General features: G+C 53.8%; 14 protein-coding genes. All 14 read right to left on the bottom strand.

Annotated elements, in window-relative coordinates; translation table 11 throughout:
• Positions 1–727: 727 nt before the first annotated feature.
• The 14 genes from AC4LE2_RS21520 to AC4LE2_RS21455 all read right to left on the bottom strand — a co-directional run bounded on the left by AC4LE2_RS21520 (position 728) and on the right by AC4LE2_RS21455 (position 14,908).
• Complete coding sequence (locus AC4LE2_RS21520; protein ID WP_491828282.1) at positions 728–1,276, bottom strand: hypothetical protein; 549 nt, start codon at positions 1,274–1,276, stop codon at positions 728–730.
• Positions 1,277–1,501: 225 nt separating this feature from the next.
• Complete coding sequence (locus AC4LE2_RS21515) at positions 1,502–2,059, bottom strand: hypothetical protein (protein ID WP_491828281.1); 558 nt, start codon at positions 2,057–2,059, stop codon at positions 1,502–1,504.
• Positions 2,060–2,144: 85 nt separating this feature from the next.
• Positions 2,145–2,891, bottom strand: a complete 747-nt coding sequence (locus tag AC4LE2_RS21510) for a hypothetical protein (RefSeq protein WP_491828280.1) — start codon at positions 2,889–2,891, stop codon at positions 2,145–2,147.
• 665 nt (positions 2,892–3,556) lie between these two features.
• Positions 3,557–5,017, bottom strand: coding sequence for a caspase family protein (locus tag AC4LE2_RS21505; RefSeq protein WP_491828279.1), 1,461 nt, complete (start codon positions 5,015–5,017; stop codon positions 3,557–3,559).
• Positions 5,018–5,184: 167 nt separating this feature from the next.
• Positions 5,185–5,553, bottom strand: a complete 369-nt coding sequence (locus tag AC4LE2_RS21500) for a hypothetical protein (protein ID WP_491828278.1) — start codon at positions 5,551–5,553, stop codon at positions 5,185–5,187.
• A gap of 76 nt (positions 5,554–5,629) precedes the next feature.
• Positions 5,630–6,448: a DUF4062 domain-containing protein gene (locus tag AC4LE2_RS21495; RefSeq protein WP_491828277.1), complete on the bottom strand. Its 819-nt coding sequence runs from the start codon at positions 6,446–6,448 to the stop codon at positions 5,630–5,632.
• A 163-nt stretch (positions 6,449–6,611) separates the two neighbouring features.
• A complete protein-coding gene (locus tag AC4LE2_RS21490) occupies positions 6,612–6,869 on the bottom strand; it encodes a hypothetical protein (protein WP_491828276.1) in 258 nt (85 codons plus the stop codon).
• A gap of 86 nt (positions 6,870–6,955) precedes the next feature.
• A complete protein-coding gene (locus AC4LE2_RS21485) occupies positions 6,956–7,198 on the bottom strand; it encodes a hypothetical protein (RefSeq protein ID WP_491828275.1) in 243 nt (80 codons plus the stop codon).
• 22 nt (positions 7,199–7,220) lie between these two features.
• Positions 7,221–7,685, bottom strand: a complete 465-nt coding sequence (locus AC4LE2_RS21480; protein WP_491828274.1) for a hypothetical protein — start codon at positions 7,683–7,685, stop codon at positions 7,221–7,223.
• Positions 7,686–7,704: 19 nt separating this feature from the next.
• Positions 7,705–8,130, bottom strand: coding sequence for a GNAT family N-acetyltransferase (locus tag AC4LE2_RS21475; RefSeq protein WP_491828273.1), 426 nt, complete (start codon positions 8,128–8,130; stop codon positions 7,705–7,707).
• 166 nt (positions 8,131–8,296) lie between these two features.
• The gene (locus AC4LE2_RS21470; RefSeq protein ID WP_491828272.1) at positions 8,297–9,115 is read right to left on the bottom strand and encodes an abortive infection family protein; all 819 of its coding nucleotides are present in this window, start codon (positions 9,113–9,115) and stop codon (positions 8,297–8,299) included.
• Between the two features lie 10 nt (positions 9,116–9,125).
• On the bottom strand, positions 9,126–11,873 hold the full coding sequence (locus AC4LE2_RS21465; RefSeq protein ID WP_491828271.1) for a DNA methyltransferase: 2,748 nt from the start codon (positions 11,871–11,873) through the stop codon (positions 9,126–9,128).
• Positions 11,874–11,936: 63 nt separating this feature from the next.
• Complete coding sequence (locus AC4LE2_RS21460) at positions 11,937–14,561, bottom strand: AAA family ATPase (RefSeq protein ID WP_491828270.1); 2,625 nt, start codon at positions 14,559–14,561, stop codon at positions 11,937–11,939.
• Positions 14,562–14,746: 185 nt separating this feature from the next.
• Entirely contained in the window at positions 14,747–14,908 is a 162-nt protein-coding gene (locus AC4LE2_RS21455; protein ID WP_491828269.1) for a hypothetical protein, read from the bottom strand.
• Positions 14,909–14,922 lie beyond the last annotated feature (14 nt).

Here is a 14,922-nt window from a genome sequence, read left to right as displayed (position 1 = left end):
GATACTTGCCTCTATATGGATTAGAGGCCGAGCTCTACGAAAAATGATGCCCGAGACAGGTCGGCAGATTTTCATCCGCAGGCCACTGTGATAGCCGTCATTATCACAGGATAGCAGCACAAAGCCACTACTAAATTTCAAGGGTCTCGCTTTACGATAGGTTTTTACAAGAACACTCAGCCGTCACGAGAGAAAGTAGTCAAATTACCTCGTGATGTCAACACGACGTCTAGATTGTTTCAAGCAAGCTACGCAGATTGCCGCCATAAGTAGACGTGCTGAGTCAGACAAACTGGCGGTGCTTCATAAAATCTCGGAGTCAAGTGATTGGCGACCAGTATCCGGCGCTGCATTTTGGAGTAACCGTAGCTAGCAGTGATTCTAGCTAGAGGATAGGAGCTATTAAGTTCAAATGTATGGCCAATGTATTACATGCAGAGGCGATTTAAGGCTGCGTACAGATCTGATTTGGACGCCTTTAACAATCGAAGTGCTAACAAATTATTCCTTGCTCTAGCTCTGATTTCACTTAGGGCTCTGGCTAACGTGTTGCGGCCCGCAACACCACGACCTGGTCTATTCCACTCTAGCAACAACACGTCAAATCGAGGAGGGAGTGAGTATCAGATAGCATTCCGTCACTACCTATTCGCCCAGCTCATACCCGCATTACGCGCAGCAGCACGCAAATTTTGCACGAAGCTCGATGCGCTGCTCCTTTGTCAGCCTAATAGCGTTGCCCTCCAGTTTTGTCGCAAAGTAAGGAAAATGAGCGCTGAGATTTAGCACGTTGACGGTTTTTTTTAAGTATGCCCCACATGAAAAAACAAAATGCCAGTCCCCCCGCGACGTCCATCAAAAACTGGTCGAACTGGAAAAAACCATGTGCTTCTACTTGGCGAGCTTCCCACTGCAATGAGGTTATAGCGTACAAGAATGAGACAACACTAGCCCAATGAGTGACATAAACAGGCCGCGATCTGGTCATTAGCCACCTTCTAAATCTCCCAAGTGCTAAAACTCGAATGGGGGACTTGATGAAGCGAGGCTTGGCTGTAAAGGACATGACGAGAATAGTCAGCCCCACAATTAACGCCGGAGCTGCAAATGCTGCCAAAAAGTGTTCAATCAAACTGGGATTTCCTAATCCAATGACTTTAAATATTTCTCGCATAGCAAGGTAATTTGTAAAACGACTTTGATAAGCAAGGACTGCTCCTAAGATAGCAGTACCTAACAGCACATATAGCTTTCTAGGGAAAACTGCCTTCCGCATAACTTTTCCTATTGTGTTGGACCTAGGCGCTTGGCCCTGCCCGAAACTGGGTTTGCCCCAGTCCAACCAGAATTGTACCTTTTGAAACCAACGCTCTGCTTCCACTGTACGGCCCGCCCCACACGCCTGGTTCACGTCTGCAAGCCATCTGCTTGCTCGGGTTTCGGCCTCCAGAGCGCGCTCATCGAGCGGCTTCCAGGGGCTTTGGTGGGCATCGTCGTTTTCCTATATTTCTCCAGGTTCGTAAGTACCACCCTCAGTTAGCCGCTTCAGGTAGCACTCAAGATTGCCTGATATCTTATTCAGGACGCGTGGAAGATAGTAAACCAAGTCGGCAAACTCCGCGCCGAATGGGCCACCGTGGTAGTCCCGGCAGTGGTTGAGGATGGCTTCGCGCTCCTCGGCTGAAAGCAGAAGCATCGGATCTCGGTCGGTGTAATCATGCATGTTGGACAAGTGGATGAAGGCACACCCGAATTTGTAGACGGATTGTGTCCAGGCTTGGAGCTGCTGTGCCAGATCAACCATCTCGCGATCTGTCACTCGGCCGCGTCCGTTGGGTTGCCGCCATGGCTCGCCATTTACAGACGCGATGATTAATTCCCGTCGCCGTATTGGCTCCTGAGCTAATAGGTAGATGACTCGGACCATTGAGTCCAGCTCTTGACGCAGAATTGCCATCATCTGACTAGGGATATTGGCTACAGACATGAGCTCCATGGCCCGCTTATGATCATTGGAGCGCCCATGAATCTGCCGGGTGAAAACAGCCACTTCCTCCATTTGGATTTTCTCCACATTTGCATTACGGCACAACCGGTTCGGTCGGCTAGCTCGGTACAGACGGCCATTGATGGCCGGCTCAAGTTCATCGAGCCCTAAGGTTTAACTCATGGACTGCAGCTCCACTACACAAAGGCTGAATGGCAGAAACTCTATCCCGACCGAAAGCAATGCCCCTTACCCTGGTGTTTTTAAGCAGCTCGAATGCTTGCGCATCAAAAGGTACGAGAGGGCAGTTGGCGCGCGTCATAGGAAACGTATTTTCAGGTATATTGCCTATTCCAGCCTCTCTCAGTAGATCTCGCCACTCCTCGTACCCTGGCGAATCAGTCCACCCGGTGAGCTGAACGTCTAGGTTGCCCAGTGCGCCTACGCCATCGACAGCGGCGTTAAACGTACCTTCACCGCACGCATTGCAGGATGGAAGCTGCGGATCAGTGAAGTGCAGTTGGCCACGCCACGCGTAGTCTTTAAAGATCGTGGTTGAGGCCATAATTCCGCTAGGTGACGACTTTTGGACGATTCCGGATACATCGAAATCACATCCTGCCGCAGGGTCGATAGACGCGCTTACACTCACGACCTTGCCATCCTTAACGCCTAATCCAATAGGGCAATTTCCAAGCATATAGTCGTTACGCTGCGTACCAAACTGGTCTGTCATCTCACTCATCGCTGGGGTACCAATGAGTGCTTCTGCATATTTAAGCGTGACACCAATCAAGCTTGGACTAACAACTTTGCTTAGCTGCGCTTCAGCGTAAGCAAATGTCGAGAAACAAGCGTTGACGCCGGCAGCCAGTAGAAATGCAGCTTTTGATAGTCGGGTCATACAGTTTCCTAAAATTCAGCGCGGTAGTTCTTCGTGCGGATTATTGCTTCGCTCGGCAAGGCGTTCCAGCTGAAAGCAATTTGCGTCTTCAATTGTCTCAGCTTCGATTCTGAGGCCGAGGCTTAAGTGCAACGGCCGTCTTTTCAGAGACTGCAACATTCAATTCGCCGATCGAATGACGATAGGCTACCTTTAATCCGCTCATCCATACATTATAGGGGTAAGCCATGTTCACTGACATCAAACCAGGACCGAAACCAAAGCGCGAGGACGGTCAGGATGATCGCAGACGGCATGTAAATCCGCCCAGCGAGAAAAAACACCCGACCTTGCCACCACACAAGCACAAGCCGGGTGACTGATTATTTCCAGTTCGACACATCAACCTTGTGTAACATCTGCCTCTGCCCGCCATCAGCGGGCTTTTTCCCTTAACTGGTTGAGTCAATCGTGTGGCATTCGGTGAGGTGGTAGACCCGCTGCTCGCTCGATTGCGCTTGGGCTCAGGATTTGTGCAATGCGCTACTCACGGCAGTTGGGATTACCGCATTATTATGTGCAGTAGACGGGTTCTGCACCTTCCGCTGTCGGGATTAGCTGTACTAACACGGTCTACCCGTCGTCGTCCTGCACCTTAGCAGCATCTTCGAAAGCTCCCCGTTTACTCATGTTTTTCTCATCGTCCAGCCCTGGGCGACATGTACCTGTGGCAAGCTGCCGATCAGATCGGTTGAGTAGTTTATGGTCAGCAAATGAGCAGGTATCACCATCTGACGGGCTATTAACTCCTCAAAGCGCTGTTTTGAAAATTTATCGTAAAATAAATCCTGTACGGCCCCGTCGTCCGGATCCTCTGGCCATAGGATATCTTTCCCCGCATAATACACAGCCTCCAATCTATTCTGATTACCGGTGCCCGGCAGTGTAATTACGTCAATGGCGATTGGGTTCGATTTGCCAGGTAGCACATGAAAGTAGCCGATTTCTGGCAGCAGGCACTCTGCAATAAAGTTAAAGCTTTCAGCAAAATCCTTAAGCTGCTGAAGCTTAAAGACTGACTGAAACATTCCCATTTTGAAATCTTTACGTAGCTCCGCGGATGAGTCAAAGAAGATTTCGAACAGCATCCCGTCTAGAACAGCTTTTCGCTTTAAAGGCTCCATTCCGAACGAGCGGGATGGAAACTCGTTTATGAAGGTCTTTGCTTGGCGTGCTGCCCCCGTAGCGGCTTGATAGATGTTCCTACCCAGAACGAACAGCGAATCTGTTTGCGCCTTGTTCGCTCGGGCTGCAGTGAAACTCACTACCGCAGGATTTTGCGTAGGCCACGTGTGGCTCTTCAAATTCTCGATCATCCGATGTGACCATCGCGCATCGTCCAGCACAAACAGGCTATCTCTCAAGGCTTCGGCCGAGTACTGGTCGATTCGCGTGCTCAGGCTCAAGTTGAAATAGAACTCTCCCGCGAGCGACGTGTGCTCCCATGAAATCTGCTTTTCTTTAGTATCCGCACTCAAAGTGTTCCGGACGCGTTTGAACATCGTTTCGATGGAGCAGTCCGGCGTCAAGATGTGTTTGAGCAAGGCCTTAGTGTAAGCACCATTTCTTCCCGAGCCATCGGAAGCCGTCTGTCCTGGCGAGGTCGCGTAAGCGATTAATGTACCCCGAGGTGCGTAAACCGGTGCAAGCCCTCGGGACTTAAAGGATCTGTCCCACCCTCGCTCGAATGGGTTGTTCCGACACGCATCGAGGATGATGATGGAGGTCTGCGCGGGCGACTTCTCCATAGCAGTAATGACTCTGTTCAATGCGAGCGAGGTGTGCTTCGCGTCGTCTTCTCCGCTCGTGTCAGTGTCGACTGCCGCGAGGTAATTCTCGCCATCGATTTGTAAGCCGTGACCAGCGAAAAAAAAAAGCCCTACGTCGTTGTTCTCCAGAGACTGTTTGAAGCGCGACAGTGCTTTATGCATTTCCAAAGAACTGCAGTCTAAACACTCCTCTACGCTGAATCCGCTGGCTTCCAGCTTTGATGTGATGTCGGTAGCATCATTCACGGGATTCTTCAGCTTTGATTCATTCTTGTACTTGCCGTTGCCTATTACTAACGCCGTCAACCTTCTTGTCATCGACTGGGTCTCGTCTTAATTCTAAAATGCGCGGTCTGCTCATATGCCTCTGTTGCGATTCTGCTCATCAAGAAATTACTCCTTTACTGAACGCGAAAATGCACAGTGTCCTATGTCCTCGGCTCCGGTGCTTAGGCCATTGCTAGGGTGTACCTGGTGCGATTTTCCTATTCTTCTAGGGAATGCTTGCCTTGGAGATGTTCACCAAGCTGAGCTATCCGCAGTTGTACAGAAGTTCGTTTTCCTTCCCGAATTCCGAAATTTTCAGGAGCAGTGCTAATTTCGATTTCAGCAGCTTCTTTCAATGCAATCTGGAAAAAAGCGAAAGCATGGACCTCGATCTTGTGCCCCCCAGGAAATTCGACTGCCAAGATTCCCACTGTGTCATCTGCATCGTGAAGCTTACCTGTAGGTGAAACGCGCACGCCGGTTAACGCGTGGGTCAAGGGACCCGAGCTATCAACATTGCAGTGATACTGCGGTAATTGCCGAAGTGCGTTGATGTAGCGAACGCTAAGGTTTTCAGAAAATCCCATTTCATTCCCTCGCCTAAGAGACGCAAAATACGTCCTCTAGTACTGTCATGGCCCGCGATTGGGCGGGCTCGTAACATCAGTATGAATCCGCAACCTCGTAGCCCAACGCAGTGACCTCAAAGACCTGGCCTTTGTCTCCAAGCGCCTTCAAAAGCTTTAATTCTACTAACTGAGCAATAGCTTGTTCCCAAATCGCGATTTCTCTTCTCTCGTTCGACCCAATCATATTTTTCCCATTGGTTTGGATATTGGTGCCGTTGAGATGACGTACTAAGAGAACGCTTCCGCGTCGATCTATTATTGCTTCAGAAAGCAAAGCCTTAGCTTCGCCAGAAAGCTGCTGACTGGGCAGTAACTGTTTCTTTTGCAAGGGTGCTAATAATGGACCTATCAGGTCATTCATATGCATCGAGAGATGCCGGTTGAAGTCTTCCGCGAACTGGTCAGGACTGTCGAAGGTGTGATACTGACCCCGCTCCCTACAGGCTTCCTTGAATGAAACGAGTCGATCGTACTCATCTCGATTAACAGAATCCAACACCACTGGCTCGCCCGAAAAGTACAACAGCGTAGGTCTGCCCGCCTCGATATGACGTTCTATCTCTTCGACCGTGCCACTGTCGTATTGAGCTGTTGGGGTTCCGAGCTTTGTCCAGAACACTCCAACCAAAATATCTGCATCGGCTAGGAGTTTCTCGTTTATCAGCTCTTGCGCAGGCTTGCCCATGTTGGGGGCAGAGCTACTTTCCCATCCAATCGGTAGGAGCACTGCGGCGCTGTGCTTTGCATGGATCTCGTTCCAGGCGTGGACAGTCTGCCGGATCTGAGCGCGGGCCCATGCAACATCACTGGGTGATGCGATAAAAACGTTGTACAGCGTCACTGCCTGACTCATATCCATCCTCGATTGGAAATACAGATTTTCGTACTGTACCTTTAAGCTCGAATGTCCTCAGGGCTTTGATAATTCTATCCGACCCGTAAATCACGATTTTACATTCGGCTAGCGCTGCATCAGCCAGCACTTTCTGCCGGTCTGATTAATTTGCTGAACCTAACTACGCCACCGCGGACAAGCTTTCCTGTCCTTGGTTGAACATGTCGAACTGGGTGTTAGCTGGATCTGCTTTAGGTTTTTTCAGCGGATGGCCTAGCTGACAGCGGACTTCAGCCAGCCAGGCCTTGTATGGGTAGCGCTCTCGCTCACCCCACGGATATGCATCGGACAGAGCCTTGCGCATCACCGTAAGGTCATGGCGGTCTACCTGGCGAATTACCTCTGCAATGATAGGCGCCTCACTATCTCTCCACGACATGACTAATTCCTCCGCTGCCGCTTCTACGACCTCAGAACGGCTTTTTAGGGCTAGCCTGGGGTACAGCTGGGCGACTTTTTCAGTTGCTATTGGCTAAAGGCCGACACCAAAACAGCATCAACTTCGCAATAGTCTTCGTAGGGCAACGCTCCGGCCGCGCTCAACCCTTGCAAGAAGCCCCGCAGGCGAGGTAGATCGACGTCACCACGCTGCACATCGTGCTGATAGTCCTCCATCACTTCGAGTGCTTCAGGATTCGACTTAAGAGCGGCAGCCACCTGAGAGAACACTGCCGCCAATGCGTCAAAATGGGGCGTTAGACTAGGCATAAGCAAAATTCCTTTTTCCTAATTATTTCTGCTCCCAACGCAGCGAGCTGATCGCTTTGAACTGGCTGATACCGACTGACCCGCGCTCGTTTCTAGCTTTTGATCCAGGCCTGGTCAGGAGCATCTCAACCGCATGCCGTGGGGCTTCATAGATCTGGAACGCATTATATTCTCCATCGAGCAGCACCAGGAGGACAGTATCGAATGGTTGCGTCAGGTCAATCGAACCAAGTCGGCCACCTCGAAGTTTTGCATTGGGAAAATATCGACCTTTGATTTGAATCCTGAGAGTCAAGCCGTCCCTCGTTTCTGTCGCGTCATAACCAGCTTGCCTGGCAAACTCCAGTTCAAGATCTAAAATCCGCGCAGCCTCGAATTCCGCGACCTCTCCGGTTACTCCCAACGGCTTGCCAGTAAGATGGTAATAGCGCCTGGCGAGTACCTTGGCGTCTCTAAGGATCTGGAAAACCTCATTGGTTGCGTTCATCGTCCTTTCCTACAAGCCCTCAAAGCTGTTTAGACATAAACACTCTGCTCACTCCTTCCGGATCGCAAGCAATCTCACCAAAACGCACCCAACCATTTTTCTCGTAAAATTCGGGTGCTTGGAAGCTTATGGTGTAAAGCACTGCGGAACGACATCCGCGGTGCAAGGCTTCCTTTTCGAATGCTTTCAGTACCTTGGTCCCTAGTCCTGAGCCACGCAAAGATTCTGGCAGGTGAAATAGGTCTAGAAACGCTAGCCCGAGGGATGTTCTGCCGACGATTCCACCAAGAGATTCGTTGCTATCGGGATCACGGACGATGACAGAAAGGGTCCGACGGTCATTTGAACCTGCAATCCCATCATTGAACGCATCCAAACCGCTACCAACCAGCTGCTCAAAACTGGTGTCTGGGCTATCGCATATGACTATGAAATTCTGTTTCATCAACCTTTTCCGTTAATTCAGTGATGATTGCCAGGGGCAAGTTGTGCCTCGGCAGACCTTTTCATCAAGCTCTGTCCGGTCGATAGACTCATTGTCGTTCATGGTGAGTTTCATTACATTTTTCACGTCAGCCTTTCTCACTGCCTGCGAGTTCGGCCAGCTCTCTTTAAAACGGTATGGTCTCATCCCACAAGGACGCGTCTGCCTTCTGCGCCAGGCTCTTAGCTTTGATCTTCGCTTCCAACGTCTTGATGAAACGGATCGAGGACGCAACGTGATTGAAGATCAGCAGGCTTTCGTCGTAGTTCAGGATCGGGTTATCGTGCGCGAGGCTCTTGTTATTACGCACATCGTTGAAGGCCTCCAAGACCGAGATACTGGACCTCAAGATGCGCTCCGTCATCGCCGACTCAAGGTGGCCACTTCCGCGCAGGGCCTTCACGTATTCGCCGAAGACACTGTGGAGCGGCTTGTCCCTACTGATCGTTATCCCATGCGGCTCACAGGTCACCCGGATGAATTTGTTCACAAACGTGTGTAGCCGGTCGAGAGCCCCCTCTGGCTGGTTTTTCTCGATAGCTTCACGCACATGCTCGGCCACCACTTCGAAGTCGCGCTCATCTGCAATGGCTGTCAGCGCCTCCATATCGGCGACGGGCTGGTTATTCAGCAGGCGCTGCACGATCTTGCGGCAGTCATCCACCAGCGTCGGGTTGCTGTCACCCAACCGGTCAATCTGAACTCCGTAGGAAATTAGCCCATTGAGCACCTTGCCGACCGTGTGGTTCGGTGCAATCTCCCAGAAGGTACGCATGCGCTTGGCCTTGGAGCTACCGCCTACTTGGAACTTCAGAGCATCGATATCGACTTGAAAGTCGAGGAAGAACTCAGCATAGGTGCGATCCGAGAAGTCCAGAACATACCCGTCACCCATCCCAAGCACCTTTTCGAGCTTTCGCCGCTCGAAGGCTGTGATCTCCGCCATGGCGCTACCTCTACACGCAGGCCTTGGCCGATGCACCAGGTGCGGTCAGCTCAAGGTACAGATCGAACAGGAAGGCCACGCGTTCAGCATCAGAGCGCCATGCCTTCTTCCCTCCAGAGATGACGTAGGCATGATCGACAGCACGGTCCAGGTCGCGATGGGCCTTGATCAGCTCGGGCGGCATGGTCAGCGGGTCATAGAGGTCGGCCAGGCACGAATCAACGTAGATCGCTCGCGCCTTAAGAACACTCTCGGCTGCGTCCTCAATGGCTTGCTGCTGTACCGGCGATAACTTGATAGGCCATGGGTAGTTGTTGTAGACGATACCCACCGAATAGCGATAGTCCGACTTTAGCCGGCCGCAGACGTTACGCATCCAAGCGTTGTGCATGGTCGAGTTTAAAATGCCGAAGTGGTACATGCCAGCATTCGGCATGATCTTGACCAGATTGCTCGCCAGCGTTTCCGGCGTCTCGAAGCCGATAGGAATGAACAGCCGACGCTCAGAGGACACCTCGGGGATGATCAGATAGTTGCCTTTGGGCATGTTCTCCACATGGAAGCGTGTCGGAGTCTCGGCCAGCTTGCGTGTGGGCGGGCTCTTACTGGCCAGGCGCGCTTCCCGCACCAGCTTGATTCGCTCCCTGGCCAGCGGCATCGCGCGCAGCTCATTAGGCGGGCACTTACCCAGCCAGAGGCACCAGCGCTCGAAGCCGTTGATGAACTCCTCGGAGCCTACCCAGCGAAGGAACCAACGCTTGGACTCGGGCTCCTTCTTGATGAAGTCCTCCATCTCCTCTGTCGTGAACAGGTAATGCCCGCCATCGATAGGCTTATTGCCGATGCCGATTTTGGGCACGTCGCACAGAGGGTTGGTGCGGTTCTGCAAAACCACATCGGCCGCGTCTATCAGGTAAGGGTTGATGTTGCTCGCTACCCCCACCTGCGGCTCACCACGGATATCAAGATAATCGTAGATGACCCGTTTGCTCGGTTCCGATTGGCTGAAGCCGACGATGATGCAGTGCACGGCTGCAACCCCCTTGGCCTCATTGCGCCATTGGAAGGTACGGTGGGCGAAATGGATGTGGATGCCCATGTCGAGCATCACTGGCCATAGCACGCCGGCCTGTTCGCCTTGCGTGATCGAATTGGTCGACACGAAAGCACAGAGCGTTTCCGGCTTGGCATAGCGAGCGGCCTTGATGTACCAAGCGGCCACGAAATCCAGCAGGCCGAAGTTCTTGATCCCTCCGAGAGTAAATCGGATATCGGCACGCTGATCATCGCTCATCATCTTCGCGCCAACGAAGGGTGGATTACCGAGCACAAAACTACAACGCGCCGCTGGCACAACTTCGTTCCAGTCGAGTCGCAGAGCGTTGTCATTGACGATATTGGCCGACTTGATCAGAGGGATACGAACCAGGGCGTCACCGAACGTCTGGCCAACCAGCAGGTTCATCTGATGATCGATCAGCCACATGGCCACCCTGGCAATCTGCGCTGGCCACTCCTCGATCTCGATGCCATGAAATTGATCGACATCGACCTTCACGTAGTGGGCAACGGCATCCATGGACAGCTGCTGCTGATCGCGCTTGTAGAGCCGCTTAATAACCTCCAGCTCCAGCAGACGAATCTCGCGATAAGTGATAACCAGAAAGTTGCCGCATCCACAGGCTGGGTCGAAGAAGTTCAGGCTACCGAGCTTGTCGTGAAATGCCCGCAACTTGCCCGGCTGAGTCTTGACCCGCTCGTACTCGGCATGTAGATCATCCAAGAACAGCGCAGAGATGAGCTTGAGAATGTTTTTCTCGCTAGTGTAGTGCGCGCCCAGGTTGCGGCGAACCTTCGCGTCCATGATGCCCTGGAACAGCGAGCCGAATATCGCCGGGCTGATCGTTCCCCAATCCAGATGGCAACACCACAGAAGCAGGTCGCGCATCTCTTTATCGAAGCTTGCAGTACGCAGGTGCTCCTCGAAGAGCTTGCCGTTCACATAGGGGAATGCGGCGAGTTGCTCATCTAGGTTGCGCAGGCGCTTCTCCGACGGCGTGTTCAGCACCTCGAAGAGTTCATTAAGCCGAGAGGCCAGGTCTGAGCCGTCCTCGCTGGTGCGGGTAGTGATGAAGTCCTCGAACGCATCTCGTGGCATGAAAATGCCGGTGTCGTCAGCGAACAGGCAGAACAGAAGTCGGACGAGGTAAACCTCCAGCTGGTGCCCCTCGTACCCTATCGCAAACAGCTTGTCGTGCAGCTTACCCAGTCGCTCGGCGGCATCGATGTTCACCGGGTCCTGCTCGCGGAAGGTACGGGCCTCGTAGCCAGCTATGAATCCGAAAGCGGTGATGTGCTGTGGCAGCTCCTCTAGCGCGATTTCGAGCTCGGTATCAGCTTCCAGATCGTACAGACGAAAGCGCGCGAAGTCAGAAACGACGATGTACCGAGGCAGCTCTTTGTCGGACAGCCCAGGGAAGTAGTCGATAGCCTGATCGTGGGCAATAGTCAGGTCTTTGCCACGAGACTTATGCTCGGCGAGCATCACGCCTGGCCAGAAGAGGTCGATGTACCCGTTCTTGCCGCTGGCCTTGTGCACCAGCTTCTCGAACTGGGCAATTCGCCTGCGAGGTATGCCGAACACGTTGAAGAATGCATCCCAGAAGCTCTTCGCCTCGGCATCTTCAGATGATTCGTTCTCCCACTCGCGGACAAAGGCTATCGCTCGGTCGCGAATTTCGTTCCATGACAACGGCATAGATTTTCCCTTAACTCATTGAGTCTCTCACGCAGATGACCGCAAGCGCGGAAGCGCGGTCTTTCAGCGGTTTTGCAGTATGTCGAGCGCGGCGTCCAGTGCCACGACCGACTCGACAACTGCCCTTACCGTGGTCCGGTCAAACTCATGATCCCGTTGCGCGTCGTGCACCCCGCTGTTGAGGTATCCCCACTCTATGCTGGCACCGCTGACCCTAAGCAAGGTGGCGAGGGCGGCAACCGCCTGCGGTGCACCGGCGTGCTGTGCTGCAATACGGTCGACGGCCGATCGTAACTTGGTGCATTTGTTGTTCAATTCCCAAGGCGAGCGAGGCCCGCCCAGCTTGATATCGAGCCGACCATCCGAACGCCGACCTAGCCACGTCCAAAGACGATCAGTTAGGCTCTCCAACGCCGGCCGAGCCTGGCGCAGCGCCTCACGTTTCTCATCGGACGCTAGCGCCTGCTGGGCTAACAAAACGTAGTTCTTGGTCGGCGGATCGCTGTCGACCCGCAGTTCGTTTTCCCCCAGATGCGGGAGAAACTTGTAGCGTTTAATAGAAGCCGCGCACTGCGAGCCTAACTCCTGTTGAATTCGGTGCAGGAATTCCTCGGCGTGCGAGGTAAGAATCACCTGCTTGCCGGTAAGCAAACCGTCCTCGAAGAAGGTCCGCCAGATGCCGTCGCGGTGGTCGTCGTCAATCGCGTTAACAACGTCGTCGAAGATCACTACAGGACAGCCCTGCGCAATATTCTTGGCAAGTAGAATCGCCAATCCTAGGCATTTAATGTGCCCTTCGCTGAAGATAATCAGCGCGTCGTAACGCACGCTTGGCTCCCCTATAAACTCCACCTCAATCTTACCGTTCTCTGCCACTGGCAACCACAGTGCACGCAACAGGTTGCCGGGTGGATCGGCTCGGTTGAATGCGTTGTACAGATGGCAGGCTTGTTCTCCTAGGCCCTGCAACAGAGCACCCGGCAGGGCAGCCAGGTACGCCTGAATCTCGGGAAGAAAACCGTCGTAGGCATCCTTGATTCGATGATGGTGCTTCAACATCGGCACTTCGGCCGCGCTGGCCTCGATCAGATCGCGGTTCACTTCTTCGAACTGAGCCACGGTCTGGTAGGCGGCAGCTAGGTCTTGGTCGGCCGTTGTGCGTATGGTCCGTAGCCGTTCAATCTCAAGCTGATGCTGGTGCAATACCCCTCGTTCCGCAGCCAGCGTGCTTCGCTGTGCTTGGGCGTTACGAGCCTGCGCGTCAAGGCCTTCGATGGCCTTGGCGATGCGCAATAGAGCTTGCCATGGGCGTTGGTCTCCATCCACCCAGGCGCCCAGCCAGACACCCGCAGAGGTAGGAGGTAGGGATAGCAGGCCTGCATCCTGTAATTCGGCAAAGCAGGCGACCGCCGCCGCCGTAACTACACGACGCATCTCGTCCCAGAGCGCCCGGACCGCCTCGGCCAACTGAGTCTGCAGTTCTTTCTCCTGCTGCTGCAAGGCTGCGAGCTGAGCGAGCTGGTCCAAGCCTGTGCTCGCCCGGGCAAAAGGGTCCTGCGCCACGACAGCCAGTCCTGTGCCGCAGGCGGGGCAAGCAGTCGCACCGTTGGCTAGGGCTAACACGGCCTCGTAGAGCTTGGCGTACGAGACCTCTCCGGCGCGGGCTGCGAGTTGCGCGGACGACTCTTGCCAAAGTCCACGGACGCGGAAAGCATCTGCTAGCAACTGCTGTAAGTTAGCCTGAGTGACGTTGTGAATGGCAAGCGGGTTTATGTCCAGCTGGGCTTGGAGATACGACAGCCGCCCCTGTTGCTGCGGTGTACCAAGCAACCAATCGACGCAGGCTGAGTAGGTAGTAGCAGGCCATATGCGCTGCGCTAGGGCTTGTTCCAAAGCCTCGATCGCTGCAATCTTCTGGGGGTAGGCAGCGATTGTCTGCTCGGAGTTGGCCAGTTGCAGCCGACGCTGCGCCAACTCTCCTGCCTGGACGCCGGCCAGCATAAGGTCCTGATCGAGCAAAGGATTGAAACCACGTACAAACTCGCTGAACTGGTCTACGCCGAACAAGGTTGCGATAAGCTGACGCTGATCGCCCGGAGTGCGTGCGGCGATGCGGGCGAAGTCGTCTAGGCGGTTCTTCTCGATGAAACAGAAGCGATATTCGGCTTCGTCGGGCTGAACGGCCCGCGCTTCGTCTCCATCCATGAATGAAAGAACTGGTGCGGCATGACGGCGCAGCCGAGCGTTGTCGCAGTAGTCCCGCTGGTCGGCCCTCTTGGCCTGCGCTTCGCTGATTGAACCGAGCATCGCCACTTCTAAGGCCTCGCAGAAGCTGCTCTTGCCGGTGCCGTTGGCACCGTAGACCAAGGTGATGTCATGGCTGAGGTCGAACGTCTCTGCGCGCATGAATCCACGAAACGGTCCGACTTCGAGCTGGTTCAGTCTGCCGAGCGCCGACCCAGCCTCGGTGCTTTGGGCGTCCCCATCGTAGGCGACAGGCATCTGCGATAGATGCTCGATTGCTAATGGCGCCAGGCGCGTGGATCGCCCTCGACGCACAGCGCCTACCGCAGCAAGTGGCTGCAGGTAGTAAAGTACCAGGTGTGCAAGCCGACGCACGTCGTCATGTACGTCACGGTGCGCCAAGTGCGCCATGAAACGATGGTATTCAGAATGAATGCCTGCCATGCAGTTCCCTCTACACAAGTAGACGCCTAAGCACGTCCTTGTCGGTATTGATTGGCCGCCGAGACCTGGCGGCAGATGGATCAAGCTGCCTTCCGAGATTGTGGCATTCGAGATGCGTCTTTCCCTACTGACCCAGCCCCGCTTTTGAGTGCAGGGGCTTGGGGAGCAACTGAGCAACTTTTCCCTTACACGGCGGTGTTGATGCCGTAGACAAGAAAGCGGGCTTCCTTGTACTCGGCAAATGGTACGCCTGCTGCCTTGCAGGCACAGTAAGCGCTGGTGAATTCGGCGCGTTCTTGGGCCGCTTCAACGGCGCCGATCAGCTGGTCTGCTTTTTCGCGGGTCATGGTCGATTTCCTAT

The organism is Pseudomonas sp. 9.3L, from assembly GCF_058536285.1.
The sequence above is the reverse complement of the archived record's forward strand: the minus strand, read 5'-3'. Positions and strand labels throughout refer to the sequence as shown.